The organism is candidate division KSB1 bacterium, from assembly GCA_034506255.1.
Classification (GTDB): Bacteria; Zhuqueibacterota; Zhuqueibacteria; order Zhuqueibacterales; family Zhuqueibacteraceae; genus Coneutiohabitans; species Coneutiohabitans thermophilus.
In genome coordinates this window covers 152,631-171,124 of sequence record JAPDPX010000010.1, presented here as the reverse complement: position 1 = coordinate 171,124, position 18,494 = coordinate 152,631, and the positions used below count along the sequence as shown (strand labels likewise).

At 64.1% G+C, this 18,494-nt stretch carries 2 protein-coding genes; both read right to left on the bottom strand.

Features of this window, described 5'->3' with window-relative positions; all coding sequences use genetic code 11:
• Positions 1-111: 111 nt before the first annotated feature.
• On the bottom strand, positions 112-4,917 hold the full coding sequence (locus ONB52_19520) for a type I polyketide synthase (protein MDZ7418321.1): 4,806 nt from the start codon (positions 4,915-4,917) through the stop codon (positions 112-114).
• A gap of 28 nt (positions 4,918-4,945) precedes the next feature.
• Positions 4,946-18,352: an SDR family NAD(P)-dependent oxidoreductase gene (locus ONB52_19515; protein MDZ7418320.1), complete on the bottom strand. Its 13,407-nt coding sequence runs from the start codon at positions 18,350-18,352 to the stop codon at positions 4,946-4,948.
• Between the last annotated feature and the right edge of the window lie 142 nt (positions 18,353-18,494).

The following is an 18,494-nucleotide window of genomic DNA, read 5'->3' as shown; positions in this document are numbered from 1 at the left end:
GACATCCTTTCATGCAAGACATGATCTGTGCAGACAAACGTGCTGAAGATTGTGTCACCCGGGTCTCCTGCCTGCTTTTATCTTTTCCTCTTCGCCATCCGTGCCGGCGGCTCAACCGCCGTCCGGCTTCAGGAAGCCCTCCAGGTCCTGCAACTCCGCCGCCAGCGCCGCATCGATTTCCTCCTGGGAGAGTTGGCGAATCTTCTCCACCTGCTCCGTCTCGGCCGCCGCACGGGTGGCGGCCGCGCCATTGGCGGGGGCGCTGCGCACCGCGAGCCGCTCCAGGAGAAAATCCGTCAAGCTGGCAAGCGTGGGATATTCAAACAGCAGGGTGGGCGGCAGGGTCTGTGCGCTGGCCGCGGCAAGGGCATTGCGCAGTTCCACTGCCATCAGCGAATCCAACCCCAATTCCTGCAGTGGCTGCTGCGGCTCAGGTGCTTGCGCCGGGTCGATTCCCAAGACTCTACATGCTTCCGCCAGCACATGCGCAAAGATCACCTGGCGGCGGTTCTTCGGCGCTGTTTTGTCAAGCTTCGCGAGCAATTCCGGCTGGGGCTGCGCTTCGGTCACAAGCGGCTGGCCGCGCATTTCCTGCAGGAGCGTCGACAGCAGGGGTGGTTCGCTGCCCGCGGGAAGATTGGCGAGCAGGGTCTGCCGTTGCAGCGGCAGCACGGCGAGCTGCGGCCGGGATTCTGCCAGTAACAGGCCAAACAAACGCAACCCTTCCTCCAGCGGAATCGGAGTGATGCCCTGGCTGGCAAACCGGCTCTGCAGGGCATCGCCCAGCGCGGCCGCCATGCCCACCTCCGCCCACGGCCCCCAATTGATGCTCGAGGCCGGCAAGCCCAAACCACGGCGATGATGTGCCAGGCTGTCCATGAAGGCATTGGCGGCGGCGTAATTGCTTTGCCCGGGCGAGCCCAACAGCGCCGCCGCGGAGGAGAACATCACGAAAAACTCCAGCGGCAATTCCCGGGTGAGCACGTGCAGGTTCCAGGCGCCGGCGATTTTGGGACCCATGACTTTGGCGAAACCCGGCCAATCCTGCTGCAGCAGTGGCCGGTCGTGGCGCACACCCGCGGCGTGAATCACCCCGCGCAACGGCGGCAGCTTCTGCTGCATCTCCGCCATCACTTCGGCGAGTTGATCGGCATTGGCTACATCGGCCTGCCTCACCAGCACCGTGGCGCCCTTTTGTTCGAGTTCAGCAAGGCTTTGCGCCGCTGCTTCGGCGGGCGGGCGGCGGCTGAGCAGCACGAGATGCCGGCAGCCCTGTACCACCAGCCAGCGGGCAAGCTGCAAACCCAAACCGGCGGTACCGCCGGTAATCAAGATGGTGGCAGGCGAGGACGCGCGGGCAAAAATCGATGACTGCGCCGACCCGGCGGCAGCCGCGGACAGCTCCACCCGCGCCAGCCGAGCAACCAGGCGCTGCCCCGCACGAAACGCGATTTGATCCTCGCGACTGTCGGCCTGCAGTTCCTCCGAGAGCCATTGCGCGTTGCCGGCCGCGTCTGCTTCCGGATCCAAATCAACACGCAGGCAACGCAACTCGGGATGCTCCAGCGCCAGCGTGCGGCCCAATCCCCACAGCGAAGCGGGTGAGAGCGAAAGGGGTGTCGCGGCCGGCACCGCTATCGCACCGCGCGTGACCAGACAGAGCCGCGGCGGCGCCGCCATCTTCGCCAGGCTTTGTGCGAGGAACAGCGCGCTGCCGCAAACCCGCTGCTGGCCGGCCTCGAGTTGCACCGAAAAATTTTCGATCAAGCGTTCTTCATCCAGGCTCCACAGATGAACCACAGCATACCAGGGGGCCGCGGCCCGGGCGGAGGCTTCTTGTAAAAGTTGTTGATACTGTCCGGCATCATGCAGGGCGAGGCGAAACACACCTTCCGCGCTGCGCCCGTATTTTTCGCCCGGCAAAACCACCAGGCAGGAATGCCCGGCCTGCTCCAGCCGCGCTTTCAGGATGAACCCCAGTCCGCCTTGATCTGCAAAGATGAGCCAGGTGCCGGGTTGAGACGGCCGGAGCTGTGGCGCAAGCGTTTGCGGCTGCCAGGTGAGTTCGAAGAGCCACTCCTCCCGCGGCGGTTGCGGCTCACGGGAGGTGACCGCCGTGGTTTTCGCAGGTGTCGTGCGCGGTGTGATCCAATACCGTTCGTGCTGGAAGGGATAGCTGGGCAGCACCACGCGGCGGCGCGGCGCATGGTGATAGAAGCCTGCCCAGTCGACTTCGACGCCATGAGTGAAAAGTGTGGCAAGACTCTTGAGCATCTGCTGGGTATCGTCCTGGCCCCGCCGCAGAGAGGGAATCCAGACCGCGGCCTCGGGCGGCAGGCATTGGCTGCCCATGCCGAGCAGGGTGGGATGCGGCCCGATTTCGAGAAAGAGGCGGCAGCCCATCGCGTGCAGGGTGCGGAGGGAATCCGCAAAGCGCACCGCCTCGCGCACGTGCCGGCGCCAATAGTGACGGGGCGTCAATTCCGCATTGAATTGCAGCGGTTGCGCGGTGAGGTTCGAGATCAACGGAATTTTGGCCGGCTGGAAAGCCAGTGTGCCGGCAATGTGCTCGAAGGCGTCGAGCATCGGCGCCATCAAAGGCGAATGGAAAGCATGCGAGACCACGAGCTTTTTCCATTTGACCCCTTCGGCCTGCAAACGTGCCAGCACGGCGGCCACGGCCTGGCGTTCCCCGGAGATGACCACGTTGGCCGGCCCGTTGATCGCCGCGATCGACACGCGCTCGCGACAATCCGCCAGCGCGGCGGCCACGCGCTCCTCCTCGGCAAAAATTGCCGCCATCTCGCCGTTTTGCGGCAGCGCCTGCATCAGGCGGCCACGGGCGGCAATCAGCTTCAGACCTTCCTCCAGATTCAACATGCCGGCGACGCAGGCCGCGACATACTCGCCGACGCTGTGTCCCATGACCGCGGCAGGCTTCACGCCCCAGGAACGCCACAGCTCGGCGAGCGCATATTCGAGCGCGAACAACGCCGGCTGGGTGTAGGCGGTCTGGTTGAGCCAGGGTTCAGTGTCCCATGCCGACTGATCACTGCCAGCCGGCAAGGGCAGCCCGAACAGCACGGACAGCAGGGGTTTTTCAAGATGCGGCCGCAGCAGCTCCTCACATTTCTCCAGGGCGGCGCGAAACACCGGTTGCGTTTCATAAAGCTCGCGCCCCATGCCAAGGTATTGTGAACCCTGACCGGTGAAAAGAAATGCCACCTTGGGCCGGCTGTTCTCCTTCACCCGGCCGGTGATGATCCCGGACACGGCTTGCTGGTTGGCAAAGGCGGCGAGTTTCTCGCGCAGGGCCGGCAGGTCGTCGGCCACCACCCCGAGACGGTATGCAAAAGTGGAGCGGGTGGTGCTGGCGGAAAAACACACATCGGCGAGCGCCGGAACGGCGGGGGGCGCGAGAAATTCCTGATAGCGCCGGGCCAGATCGCACAGGGCTTTTTCGGTTTTGGCGGAGAGCGTCAACAACTGCCATCCGGCCGGCGCGGGCGCCGCGGGGGAGGCGGTCACCGGTGCCTCCTGCAACACCACATGCGCATTGGTGCCACTGAAGCCGAAGGAACTGACGCCCGCGAAACGGGGACGCGCAGTGCGCGGCCAGGCTTTGCCTTCCTTGACAATTTCCAACGGTGCGCCACCCAGGGCAATGTGGGGATTGAGCTGCTGAAAATGCAAATGCGGGGGCAAATACTCGTGATGCAGCGCCAGCGCAACTTTGATCAACCCAGCCACGCCGGCCGCTGCTTCGAGATGGCCGATGTTGGTTTTGGCGGAACCGACCAGCAGGGGCCGCCCGGGCGGGCGTTCACGGCACATGGTGTTGGCGAGGGCGTGCAGTTCGATGGGATCGCCGAGTGCGGTGCCGGTGCCGTGCGCTTCGACATAGTCGATCTCATGGGGAGCCACCCCGGCATTGTCCAGAGCCTTGCGTATCACGGCCTCCTGCGCCGGGCCGTTGGGCGCGGTCAGGCCGTTGCTGCGGCCGTCCTGGTTGACCGCCGAGCCGCGAATCAGGGCGAAGATGTTGTCGCCGTCGGCCAGGGCATCGCTCAGCCGCTTGAGCACGACCATGCCACAGCCCTCGCCACGCACATAGCCGTCGGCCGCAGCATCGAAGGTTTTGCAGCGGCCGTCCGGCGAAAGCATGCGGGCGCGGCAGAAATTGATGGTGGTGTCCGGCACCAGAATCGCGTTGACGCCGCCGGCCAGCGCCAGAGGACACTCCCCCAGCCGCAAACTTTGGCAGGCGAGATGAACTGTGACCAGCGAGGAGGAGCAGGCCGTGTCGACCGCCAGGTTTGGACCCTGCAGGCCGAGCACATAGGCCAGCCGGCCGGCAGCCACGCTGAAGGCATTGCCGGTGCCGCCATAGGCTTCCAGTTGTGTGAGATCGGCATGGCGCATCTGCAAATGCGCATAGTCGCTGGTGCTGATGCCGATGAACACCCCGGCATTGGTGCCGAACAGCCGCTCGGGCACTATGCCGGCATGTTCCAGCGCTTCCCAGGTGACTTCGAGCAGCAGGCGCTGCTGCGGATCCATGCTGAGGGCTTCACGCGGCGCAATGCCAAAAAAACGGGGGTCGAATTGATCGACGCCATCGATGAAGCCGCTGCGCCGCGTGTACATTTTGCCGGGCGCATCGGGATTGGGGTCGTAATACGCCTCGAGGTCCCAGCGCTCGGGCGGCACTTCACTGATGCCGTCGCGGCCGGCGGCGAGCAACTGCCAATACGCCTGGGCACTGTTGGCGGAGCCGGGAAAACGACAGGCCATGCCAATGATCGCGATCGGTTCATTGCGGCTGCGTTCGAGCGCGTCGAATTTCGTGCGCAATTCTTTCAGTGCCAGCAGTGCACGCTGCAGGGGAGTGAGTTGTTCGAGTCCTTCTTGCGACACGGCGATTCCTTCAGTATAAAAGTCCAGCTCACTTCAGGAGATTCTCCAATTCCGCGATTTCGGCGTCGATCGAAGCCGCCAGCTCATCTTCGGAGAGCTGCTTGATCTGCTCGACCACGGCAGCGGGAGGACCGCCGGCCGCAGGCTGCCTTCCGGCCGGCGGTTTGAACTCGAGCGCCAACACTTCGCGGCCGAGGTAATTCGTCAACGCCTCGAGATTGGGGTGATCATACAGCAACGTCGCGGGCAGCGTGCGACCCACCAGCGCACTCAAGGCATTGCGTAACTCAACGGCCATCAAGGAATCCATGCCCAGTTCGTTGAGTGATTGCCGGCCGTTGAGCGTCTCGGCGGGATTGAGGCCGAGCACGCGAATGATCTGCTCGTGAATGTGCGCAGCGAGCAGTTCTTCCCTCTCTTCCGCCGCACTCGCAGCGAGGCGGCGCAACAGCTCCGGCTCGCTGGCTGCTGCCGAAGCGCTGCCAGTTTTCTGGGCAATCAGCGCCAGCAACGGCGGGACTTGGCCGCCGGGAATCTTTCGCAGAAAGAGTTGCCAATCCATCGCCAGCACGAGGCGCTGGCTGCTACGGCTGAACAGCATGTTCTCCAGAATCTGCAAGCCCTGCGCCGGCGCAATCAAGCTGAGGCCTTGCGCTGCCATGCGCTCCTGTTCGGCGTTGCTCAAATTCGCGGCCATGCCGATCTCCGCCCACGGCCCCCAGTTGAGGCTCACAGCAGGCAGACCCAGGTTGCGGCGATGATGCGCGAGTCCATCGAGAAAAGCATTGGCAGCGGCGTAGTTGCTTTGACCCGGTGAACCGAGCACGGCGGCAGTCGAAGAGAACAGCACGAAGAAATCCAACTGCAGATGGGCGGTGCCGCGATGCAGACTCCACGCGCCTGCCACTTTCGGCATCATGACTTTCTCGAAGCGCGGCCAACTCTGCTGCGCGATCACGGCATCGTCCAGCACACCGGCGGCGTGAATGAGGCCGCGCAACGGCGGCAAACCCGCATGCGCCATTTCCGCGAGCAGGCGTTGCACTTCTCCCGGCAGCGCCACGTCGCCGAGGAGAGTCAACACGCGCGCGCCGTTCTCCTCCAGCCTTTTGATGACAGCGGCTACTTCAGCGGTGGGGCTGCGCCGCCCAACCAACACGAGATGGCGGGCGCCCTTTTCCACCAGCCATTCCGCGACTTTCAATCCCAACCCACCCATACCGCCGGTGACGAGATAACTGGCTTGCGCTGTAATTGCCCCTTGCCCCTCGCCCCTTGCCGTTTGCGCCTCACCCCTTGCCCCTTGCTCCACCACCACTTTGCCGATATGTTTCGCCTGCGCCATGTAGCGAAAGGCGGCTACCACTTCGTCGCGCGCAAAGGTTTTCACCGGCAGCGGTTTGAGCGAACCGTCTCGAAAACCGGCGAGCAGCTCGCGATACATGGCCTGAATCAAATCCGGCTGGGTGAGCATCACTTCGCCGAGATCATAGGCCCAGTAGGAAACGTCCGGTCGGCTTTGCGCGGCCTGCTCCGGACTCCAGATGCCGCGTTTGCCAATCTCCAAAAAGCGGCCATTGGCCGCCAGCACCGCGAAACTCTTGGGAATGAAATCATCAGCCAGCGAATTCAAAACTATATCAACGCCTCGCCCGGCAGTGGCGACCTGCACTTGTTCGGCGAATTCGAGCGTGCGTGAATTCATTACCTGCGCCACCCCGAGCGACTTGAGGAAATCCCACTTGCCGGGACTGGCCGTGCCGAAGACTTGCGCACCCGCGCGCAAGGCGAGCTGCACCGCGGCCACGCCCACGCCGCCAGCAGCGGAATGAATGAGCACGCGTTCGCCCGCTTTGATTTGGGCGAGATGATGCAAGCCGTAACAGGCTGTCAAAAACACCAGCGGAATGGTGGCGGCCTCGACAAAACTCAAGCCCGCGGGTTTGGCTGCCACCCACACCGCGCGCGTGGTGGTGAACGTGCCGAAACAGCCAGAACTGAGCGCGATCACTTCATCACCGGGTTTGAATTCACTCACGCCCTCGCCCACCCTGGTGATGACGCCAGCACATTCGAAGCCGATGGGGGCCGAGACGCCGGGATACATACCCAGCACGATCAGCACGTCGCGGAAATTCAAGCCGGTGGCATGAATGCGAATCTCGACTTCACCGGGCTGCGGCAGCCGGCGCAGCACCGGCTGATAACGCAGGCCCTCGAGCATTCCGGGCATGGTGACTTGGAGCTGCTCCGCGGTCTCGACCGCCGGCAGAGAAGTGGCCGGGCTGGCGGCAACAGGTTGCGCGATGTGCTCTTCACTCGGCGCCAACCGCGCCACATAGCGCTCGCCGTTGCGATAAGCGACTTGATCTTCCTCGCTGTTGGCGGCCAACTCGCGGATGAGCGCTGCCAGGACAGACGCCGCGCTCCCGGCGTCGGCTGACGGTTGCGTCTGCCCAGCAGGAATCGGATCAAGATCGACACAGACACTGCGCAATTCCGGCTGCTCTGCTGCCAACGCGCGCCGGAATCCCCACAGCGCGGACGCGACGCAGTCGACAGGTTCATCCGCGCGTACCGGTTGCGCGCCGAAGGTCACAAACCACAAGCGCGTGCGGCCGGCCTCGCTGTGTTTGAGCACAGCCTGGGTGAGATGCAACGCGCTGCCACAAAGCACGCGCTGCACCGCCATCACTTGTGCAGGCGTTGCCTCGGGAGCAAGCCCGGTCTCGCGGCTCCAGAGATGCACGATGCCGTCACACTGCTTGCCGTGCAGCAGGCGCTCGAACGCCTCCACGCGCGACGGGTCGAGATGCAACTGGCCGTTGCGTGCTACAGCGAGACCAGTGTCGAGGAAAGCGAGTTCGCAATTCGCGCCTTGCGCCTGAAGCTGTGCAGCGAGAGCCGCACCGACGCCGTGGTGATCGGCCAGGATCAACCAATGCGTTCCGGCGATTTGGCCGGGTGCGCCGTCGGACAGCGGCTGCGGCTGCCAGCGCAATTCATAAAGCCGGGGCGCCGTTTGCTGCGATTGCAGCCGTGTCAGCGCCGCACGTTTGACGCGCTTGAGTTCGAGGGCACCGAGCGCTGCGATCACCTCACCGCCTGCATCGAGCCATTGCACTTCACCCTGCAGACGGTCGTTGTCGGCCGGCGGCGGTGTTTGAATCCTGGCGTACGCCCATTGCGGCACCGCACCGGGCCGAAAGACACGGTACTGGTCCAGGGTCACCGGCAGAAAACTCTCGCCCTCACTGGTTCGCGCTTGCTCCGCCAGGGCCGCACCCAACAACTGCAGACCGCCGTCCAACAGCGCGGGATGCAAGTGATATTCGCCCTCCAACTTCTCCGGCAAGGCGAGGCGGCCCAGCGCTTCATTTTCGCCGCGCATGATTTGCTCCAGGCAGAGAAAGCTTCTGCCGTATTGCATGCCGTTGTGCTGCAACTGGCGGTAGAATTCTGACGCCGCCAGCGGCGTCGTGCAAGCCGCCTGCACTTCCGGCAGCGCGCGTCGCGGTGCGGGCGAGTCCGGCCGCGCGCGTCTGATTGAACCGGAGGCGTGCAGCCGCCAGGTCTCTGCCGTATTTTGCTGCGCTGCCGGCAAACTGAAAGCTTGGAAGGTGAAACCGCCGGCTTCCTCAGCATGCAGCACCACTTGCAATGCGGTTTCTTCGTTCGCGGACAGAAGCAACGGCTCATGAATCGTCAGGTGTTCGAGCAGCGGCGGATCGAGTTGCGCCTGCCGGGCGGCAGCGATGATCATTTCCAGATAAGCCGTCGCGGGAAACACCACCGTGCCATAAACGCGATGCCCCTCTAGAAACGGTATGTGCGCCAGGCTCACGACCGACTCAAAGACAAGGTCTTTGAGCAGCGGCGAACGCAGACGCTGGCCGAGCAGAGGATGTCCTCCGGCGGCAGGCAAAGGCCGTGCGCTGACCACCGACTTTTTGCGCTCGTCACACCAATAACGTTCACGCTGGAAGGGATAGCTGGGCAGCACCACGCGGCGGCGCGGCGCATGGTGATAGAAGCCTGCCCAGTCGACTTCGACGCCATGAGTGAAAAGTGTGGCAAGACTCTTGAGCATCTGCTGGGTATCGTCCTGGCCCCGCCGCAGAGAGGGAATCCAGACCGCGGCCTCGGGCGGCAGGCATTGGCTGCCCATGCCGAGCAGGGTGGGATGCGGCCCGATTTCGAGAAAGAGGCGGCAGCCCATCGCGTGCAGGGTGCGGAGGGAATCCGCAAAGCGCACCGCCTCGCGCACGTGCCGGCGCCAATAGTGACGGGGCGTCAATTCCGCATTGAATTGCAGCGGTTGCGCGGTGAGGTTCGAGATCAACGGAATTTTGGCCGGCTGGAAAGCCAGTGTGCCGGCAATGTGCTCGAAGGCGTCGAGCATCGGCGCCATCAAAGGCGAATGGAAAGCATGCGAGACCACGAGCTTTTTCCATTTGACCCCTTCGGCCTGCAAACGTGCCAGCACGGCGGCCACGGCCTGGCGTTCCCCGGAGATGACCACGTTGGCCGGCCCGTTGATCGCCGCGATCGACACGCGCTCGCGACAATCCGCCAGCGCGGCGGCCACGCGCTCCTCCTCGGCAAAAATTGCCGCCATCTCGCCGTTTTGCGGCAGCGCCTGCATCAGGCGGCCACGGGCGGCAATCAGCTTCAGACCTTCCTCCAGATTCAACATGCCGGCGACGCAGGCCGCGACATACTCGCCGACGCTGTGTCCCATGACCGCGGCAGGCTTCACGCCCCAGGAACGCCACAGCTCGGCGAGCGCATATTCGAGCGCGAACAACGCCGGCTGGGTGTAGGCGGTCTGGTTGAGCCAGGGTTCAGTGTCCCATGCCGACTGATCACTGCCAGCCGGCAAGGGCAGCCCGAACAGCACGGACAGCAGGGGTTTTTCAAGATGCGGCCGCAGCAGCTCCTCACATTTCTCCAGGGCGGCGCGAAACACCGGTTGCGTTTCATAAAGCTCGCGCCCCATGCCAAGGTATTGTGAACCCTGACCGGTAAACAAGAAGGCAAGCTTGGGTGCCTCCTGGGCGCGGCCGGTGATCACCTGTAGTGAGGATTTGCCGTCCGCTAGCATCGCCAACTGCGCTTGCATTTGTTCGTGATTGCCGGCGATAATGGCGGCACGACAGTCGAAATGCGTGCGGGTCCTTGCCGCAGCGTGACACAGGTCGGCAAGGCTCACCTCCCGGTGCTGCTGCAAAAAGATTTCATACCGCTGGGCCAGTTGCCGCAGCGCGCTTTCGTTCTTTGCCGAAATGGTCAACAGGTGCGAATCATTCGCCGCCGCAGAAATTTCGGGCGACGCCACGCTCACTCCCCCCGCCTCTCCCGACCTCACCGCCGCCCACTCCTGCAAAATCACATGCGCATTGGTGCCGCTGAAGCCAAACGAGCTGACGCCCGCCAGGCGCGCCTTGCCATGGCGCGGCCAGGGCTCGGCGGTGGTGGGAATTCTGGCTGGAATCTCCGCCAGCGAGATGTGAGGGTTCAATCTGGTGAAATGCAGATGTGCCGGAATCTCGCCGTGCTGCAGCGCCAGCACGACTTTGATCAAGCCGGCAATGCCGGCCGCGGATTCCAGATGGCCAAAGTTGGTCTTGACCGAGCCAATGACCAGGGGATGACTGGGGTCGCGGCCCTCCTGCAAAACATTGCCGAGCGCGCGCACTTCGATGGGATCACCCAGCGCGGTGCCGGTGCCGTGCGCTTCGACATAGTCGATCTCGTGGGGAGCCACCCCGGCATTGTCCAGAGCCTTGCGTATCACGGCCTCCTGCGCCGGGCCGTTGGGCGCGGTCAGGCCGTTGCTGCGGCCGTCCTGGTTGACCGCCGAGCCGCGAATGATCGCGAGAATATTGTCACCATCGGCCAGTGCCTTGCTCAGGCGTTTGAGCACCACCATGCCACAGCCCTCGCCGCGTACATAGCCATCGGCCGCGGCATCGAAGGTCTTGCAACGGCCGTCAGCCGCCAGCATGCGTGCCCGCGCAAAATTGATGGTGGCCTCGGGCGTGAGGATGAGATTCACGCCGCCGGCCAGCGCGAGATCACATTCACCCCGGCGCAGACTGTTGCAGGCGAGATGCACCGACACCAATGACGAGGAACAAGCCGTGTCCACCGCCAGGCTGGGGCCCTGCAGACCAAACGTGTAGGACACCCGTCCGGCGGCGACACTGAAAGCGTTGCCGGTGCCGGCATAGGCATCGATGCCGCTGACCTCCACATGCTTGAGCAGAAGCTGCGAGTAATCCGTGCCACTGATGCCGACAAACACGCCGGTCGGGCTGCCCATCAAAGTTTCCGGCACTATGCCCGCGTGTTCGAGCGCCTCCCACGTCACCTCCAGCAGCAGACGCTGCTGCGGATCCATGCTGACGGCCTCCCGCGGCGTGATGCCGAAGAAACGCGCATCGAATTTGTCCACCTCGCGCAGGAAGCCACCCTTGCGCACGTACATCTTGCCGGGTGCGTCGGGATTGGGATCGTAATACTCGTCGATATTCCAGCGGTCGGCCGGCACTTCGCTCGTACCCTCGCGGCCTTCGTGCAGCAACTGCCAAAAGGCTTCGACATCGTCGGCCCCACCGGGGAAACGGCAACCCATGCCGATGATCGCAATCGGCTCGTCGGCCGCCACGGCATGGCTTTCGGCTTTGGCCGGTGCCGGCACGGCGCTGAACACGAAGACTTTCTCCAGGAGAAAATCCGCCAGCGCCCTGACAGTGGGATAATCATAGAGCAGGGTTGCCGGCAGCTCGCGGCCCACCGAGTTGCCGAGGACATTGCGCAGCTCGACCGCCATGAGGGAATCCATGCCCAGTTCCTGCAACGGCTGCTGCAAACCGACGGCTTCGGGGGTCTGCAGACCGAGCACGCGCGCGACCAAAGCCCGGACGTGCGCCACTGTGAGTTCCAGTCGCTCTGCGGGCGGGGCCGCTTCCAGGCGCCGCTGGAATTCGTTGGTCGCAATCGCCGGAGCTGCAGTTTCCGCCGGCCGGCCCGCTCTCTCACCGGCCATCGCCCGCAGCACCGGCGGAACGCGATCGGGAGAAAACTGGCTCAGAAATTTGCGCCAGTTCACCGGCAAAACGCCGACTTGCGTCTCGTCGCGGCCGAGCAATTCCTCGAGAATCCGCAAGCCCTGGCCGGGCGCGATCATGCCCATGCCCTGGTTTGCCATGCGTTGCTGCTCTTTGCTGCCCAGGCTGGCGGCCATGCCCGCTTCCGCCCACGGTCCCCAAGCGACACTCAACGCCGGCAGGCCGAGAGCACGGCGATAGTGCGCCAGGCCGTCGAGAAAGGCATTGGCGGCAGCATAGTTGCCCTGGCCGGCAGCGCCAAGCAGGCCCGAGCTGGAAGAGAACAACACGAAGAAATCGAGCGGCATGGCGCGCGTTGCAGTGTGCAGATTCCACGCGCCCGAAACTTTGGGCGCAAAGACTTTCGCGAATTGTTGCCAGCTCTGTTGCAACAACACCCCGTCTTCCAGCACGCCGGCAGCATGGATGATGCCGCGCAACGGCGGTGTAATGTCCGTCACGATCCGCCTGACCTCGTCTTCCCGGCTGATGTCGCCCCGGGCGATGGTGATCTGCGCGCCCGCCCGCTCCATTTCCGCGATAGCACGCGCCGCCTTCGGTGAGGGCGCCGAGCGGCCCACCAACACCAAATGGCGTGCACCGTGCTCCACCAGCCACTCCGCGACTTTCAATCCCAGTGCCCCCATGCCGCCGGTGATGAGATAACTCGCCTTCTCTTCTATTGCCCCCTGCCTCCTGCCCCCTGCCCCCTGCTCCCTGCCACTTGCCTCCTGCTCCACCACCACCTTGCCCACATGCTTGGCCTGCGCCATGTAGCGAAAGGCATCCCGCGTTTGCTCGTGGGAAAAAACTTTCACGGTCGGTGGCTTGAGCGAACCATCTGCGAAGCCGGCGAGCAGCGCGCGAAACATTTGCTGCAACAGCGCCGGCTCTTCGAGCATCACCACGCCGAGATCATACACCCAATAGGAAACATCCGGCCGCACGGCCGCCACCTGCGCGTTGCTCCACACCCCGCGTTTGCCGATCTCCAGAAACCGGCCGTGCGGCGCGAGCACCGCCAGGCTTTTGGGAATGAACTCATCCGCCAGGGAATTGAGAACAACGTCCACCCCCGCGCCATTGGTGGCCTGCATGACTTGTTCGGCAAACGCCAGCGTGCGGGAGTTCATCACGTGCGGCACGCCCTGCGCCTTCAGAAAGTCCCATTTGCCGGGACTGGCCGTGGCAAAAACCTCGGCGCCGGCGCGCCGGGCCAACTGCAGTGCCGCCTGCCCCACACCGCCAGCCGCGGCATGAATCAAAACCCGGTCGCCGGTCTTGAGGCGCGCAAGCTGATGCAGGCCATAGTAGGCGGTGAGGAAAGTGATGGGGATGGCCGCGGCTTCCACAAAACTCAAAGCCGCGGGCTTGGGCGCAATCCAATCCGCGCGCGTGGTGAGATGCGTGGTGAAACAGCCCGCACCCAGCGCCATGACCGCATCACCGATCCGGTAGTCGCCCACTCCTTCCCCGAGCGCCACGATCACGCCGGCGCATTCCCCACCCACCGGGCCGGGATCGCCGGGATACATGCCGAGCGCATTGAGCACGTCGCGGAAATTCAAACCCGTGGCCTGCACGGCGATTTCCACCTCGCCAGGCCCGGGTTGGCGCCGCGCCACCGCTTGATAGCCGAGATTGTCGAGCACGCCGCGTTTGCTGATCAACAACTGCAGGGCGTGATCGGGCGCCGGCGCTGACGGCGGTGGTGACGCCGGCTTCTCACGCTCCCCCCGGCGCGAGGTGACTTTCACCAGCCGCGCCACATGGCGAACCGTGCCGCGCCAGGCAACCTGATCCTCGTCGTCATCACGCAGCATTTCCTGCAGCAACAGTGGCACATTTTCTTCAGGGGGAAAAATTGCAGCCGGTGTCTCATGGCCGGAGGTGGAAAGGTGGCCTGCCCTCCCCGGATCGAGATCCACGCGTTTGCAGCGCAGCTCGGGATGCTCGGCGGCAATCGTGCGGCCGAGTCCCCACAACGCGGCTTGCAGCACCGCGAGTCCCGGGGTGTTTGCGCCAACCGGCTGGGCCCCTGCGGTCACCAGCCATAATTGCGGCCACGGCGTCGTGTTCAGGCGCGCCAGCGCCTGCACCAGATGCAAAGCCCCGCCGCAAATTCTCGCACTCTGCGCCTCCAGCTCCGTCAGCGGCAGATCGGGCGGCACGCGGCCGTCCAAACTCCAAAGATAGATCACCCCGCGCCACGGCTCGCCGGCGGCCTCCTGCAAAACGCGGAGAAAATCCCCGGGCTGATTGGGATCGATTTCAAAATGTCCCTCAGAACGGTGGCGGTAACTCCCGCCGGCATACACCAGCACGCCCTGCCCGCCGTGGCGCTGCAAGTGTGTCAACAGCTTCTCGGCGAAACCCTGTTGGTCGGCGAAGAGCAACCAGGGCCCGCCACGGCCGGCTGCGGGTGTCTCGCCGAGGGCTTGCGGCTGCCAGTGCAAACGATAGAGCCACTCCGGCAGCATGTCGGTCAGCGCACGCTGCAAGGCGGCACGCCCGCTGCGCTTGAGATGCAAACCGAAAATTTCCGCGACAGGATTGCCGGCTTCATCATAGACAACGACATCGCCCGTGAGGGTCTCGGGCGAATCCTGCTCCTGCTGCCGCAGGCGCGCGTGACTCCACACCCGGCTGTGGCCTTTGCCGCGCAGGTGGAAGCGTTCGACGCGAATGGGAAGATAGGTTTCATCCGTGCCGGCCGTGTTTCCCGTCAGACAGGCGCCGAGCACCTGCCAGCAGGCATCGAGCAGCGCGGGATGCAGATGATGCCTCCCGGCTTCGGCGGCCAGCCCGGCCGGCAGATGCACCGCCGCGACCGCCTCGTGCTCTCCGCGCCAAAGCTGTGTGATGCCGCGAAACAACGGCCCGTATTCCACGCCGCTGTGCTGCAGGTTGTCGTAAAAAGCGGCCACCGGCAGTTCCGTGCGACAACGGTCGCGAATCACAGCCAGCGTTTCTTCCGCCATGCTCCCCGAGGCAGGCGCCAGTCGTCCTTGCGCATGCAGACTCCAGGTGCCTTCTTCAATGTTGAAGCTGTAAATTTGAAAGGAAGTCTCCGCTTCCTGCCCGCGCAGCACCACGGTTTGCACGCGGCGACTGTCCTCCTCTGCAAGCAGCAACGGCGCTTGGATCACCAATTCCGTCACGGCGCAGGTCTGCCCATCCGGGGTTTCCGCCGCCGCGGCCTGCGCCAGCTCCAAATAAGCGGTGGCGGGAAACACCGCCGCGCCGTGCACGCGATGATCGTCGAGATAGTCCTGCCGTCTTATGCTGATCTCTGTTTCGAAAACCACGCTGTCAGCCAGAGCCAGCGGCAGTCGTGTACCGAGCAGGGGATGAGAGGCGGCTGTCGTGGAGACGGTGGTGGAGGCGGTGTGCCCGCCTTTGGCACGGCGCTCATCGATCCAATGGCGTTCGCGTTGAAACGGATAAGTCGGCAGCGGCACGCGCCGGCCACCACGATCGCGATGAAAGGCGGACCAGTTGACCGGCACGCCATTGACATAGAGTCTGGCCAAATTTGCGAGAATCTCCGGCCAGTCGTCATGGCTTTTGCGCAGGGACGGCACCCAGGTGCCATAATTCGCCGGCACACAAGCCCTGGCCATACCCAACAGCGTCGGGTGTGGCCCGACTTCAAGAAACACCTGGCAGCCCAGCTCCTGCAGGGTCTGCAGCGAAGCGGCAAAGCGCACGGCCTCGCGCACGTGACGGCGCCAGTAGATTTGGGGATTGGAAAAAGCCGTGGCAGCATGCGCGGCCGGCGCGGAACCTGCCTGCCAGGATTCGATCTCCAGGCGCCGGCCGGTCACATTCGAAATTATGGGAATGCGCGGCGGCTGGAAGGTGATCTCGCCCGCGACCTGCTCGAAGGCGTCGAGCATCGGCGCCATCAAAGGCGAATGAAAGGCATGCGAAACCGTCAGAGGTTTGCTTTTGATGCCTTCCGCCGCCAGCGTCCGGACGATCGCCGCCACCGCCTCCTGCTCACCGGAGATCACGACATGCTGCGGCCCGTTAATCGCCGCGATCGACACGCGCTCGCGACAATCCGCCAGTGCGGCGGACACGCGCTCTTCACCGGCAAAGATTGCCGCCATCGCGCCATTTTGCGGCAGCGCCTGCATCAGGCGGCCGCGCGCCGCAATCAACTTCAAACCATCTTCCAGGTTGAACATGCCTGCCACGCACGCGGCGGCATATTCGCCCACGCTGTGCCCCATCACCACCGCGGGCTTGATGCCCCAGGCCTTCCACATCTCCGCCAATGCATATTCCAGCGCGAACAAGGCCGGCTGGGTGTAAACGGTTTGATGCAGCCAGTGATCCGTGCGCAAGGAGCGTTGCTCAGCGGGCAGTGATGACTCCTCACTGAACAAAACCGAGAGCAGCGGTTTTTCCAGATGTGGCCGCAGCAGCTCGTCGCATTTCTGCAGCGCCGCGCGGAATACCGGTTCGGTTTCATACAGCCGCCGGCCCATGCCGGGATATTGCGCGCCCTGGCCGGTGAAAAGAAACGCAAGCTTCGGGCCGCCAGTCGCGGCCTCCGCGCTCATCCCGGTGATGACATGCGGCGCCGTCTGGCCTGCCGCGAAAGCTGCGAGTTGCTCGCGCACCTGCTCCACGGTTTCGGCGGGGACCGCCAGCCGGTGTGCCATGTGCGTCCGGCCGGTGTTGGCGGTGAAGGTGAGATCGGCGAGCGTGGGAGCCTCCGGCGTGGCAAGCATCTCTGCGTAACGCTGGGCCAGCTCCCGCAAAGCGGATTCACTCCTTGCGGAAAGAGTCAAAATCTGCTGTGACGGCAACACCGCCTGTGGCAGGGCAAGCCTCACCTGTTCCCGCGCCCGCTCTTCCGTCACCCCGCTCCCGCCTTCCTGCATTTGCTGCCTGTCCGGCACCTCCAAGCCGGCGGCCGGCCACTCCTGCAACACCACATGCGCATTGGTGCCGCTGAAGCCAAACGAGCTGACCCCGGCGATGCGTTCGCCCGCTGGCGCCGTCCAGGGCTGCAGACGGGTGGGAATCACGACCGGAATTTCCTCCCAGGGAATGTGCGGGCTGGGATTTTTGAAATGCAGATGCGGCGGAATCTGGCGGTGCTGCAACGCCAGCACGACTTTCAGCAGCCCGGCAATGCCAGCCGCCGCTTCGAGATGTCCGAAGTTGGTTTTGGCGGAGCCGACGATCAGCGGTTGCGTGCGGGAACGTCCGCGACACAGCGCCGCGGCCAGCGCCCGCATCTCGATGGGATCGCCGAGCGGCGTGCCGGTGCCGTGTGCATCGACATAACTCACCTGCAGGGGATCGAGACCGGCATCGGCGAGCGCAGCACGGATGACGGCCTGTTGCGCCTGGCCGTTGGGCACGGTGAGGCCGCTGCTGCGGCCGTCATGATTGATCGCCGTGCCGCGAATGACGGCATGAATGTGATCGCCGTCCGCCAGGGCCTGGGACAGCCGCTTGAGCACGATCACGCCGCAGCCTTCGCCGCGGCCGTAGCCATCGGCCGCGGCATCGAAAGTTTTGCAACGGCCGTCCGGCGAAATCGCGCGCATGCGGGTGAAATAGATGTTCGGCTCCGGAATCAAAATCAGATTCACGCCCGCGGCAATCGCCATTTGGGATTTGCCGCTGCGCAGGCTCTCACAGGCGAGATGCACCGCCACCAGCGAGGAGGAACAGGCGGTATCCACCGCGAAGTTGGGGCCGTGCAAACCGAGAAAATAGGACAGCCGGCCGGCCGCCACGCAAAATGCGCCGCCGGTGCCGGTATAGGGATCGATGGCGGTCGGATCCTGGTCGCGCTCGAGATAATGCGCGAAATCATTGGTGCTGATGCCGACAAACACACCGGTGGCGCTGCCCGCCAGCTTGTCAGGAGCATAGCCGGCATTCTCCAACGCCTCCCAGGTCACTTCGAGCAGCATGCGCTGCTGCGGATCCATGCTCGCCGCCTCGCGCGGCGCGATGCCGAAGAATTGCGGATCGAACTTGTCGATGTCGCTGACGAACGAGCCGTGGCGCGTATACATCTTGCCGGGCGCATCGGGATCAGGGTCGTAGTAAGCCTCGACGTCCCAGCGATCCGGCGGAATTTCGCTGACCGCGTCAATGCCGTTGGCGAGCAGATGCCAATAACTCCGGCGGTCGCGCACACCGCCGGGCAGCCGGCAGGCCAGCCCGACAATCGCAATCGGTTCCTTCCTGGCCTGCTCCAGGGCGGCGAGCTTGGCACGCATGTCTTTCACGGCAAACAAAGCGCGCCGGAGAGCATCTTGATCGGGGGAATGCTTGGGAGAGTTGCTCATGCTTGTTGTCAGTGCAAAGATGCAGTGCTTGCGCTATCAACCGGCAATTGCCAGCGCCGGTGTTTTTGACTCGCTGCAGCCGGGGAGTGTACTCTTCGCCCCCGGCCACCAGCCGGTTTTCCACCACAGCCTGCCTATCGCA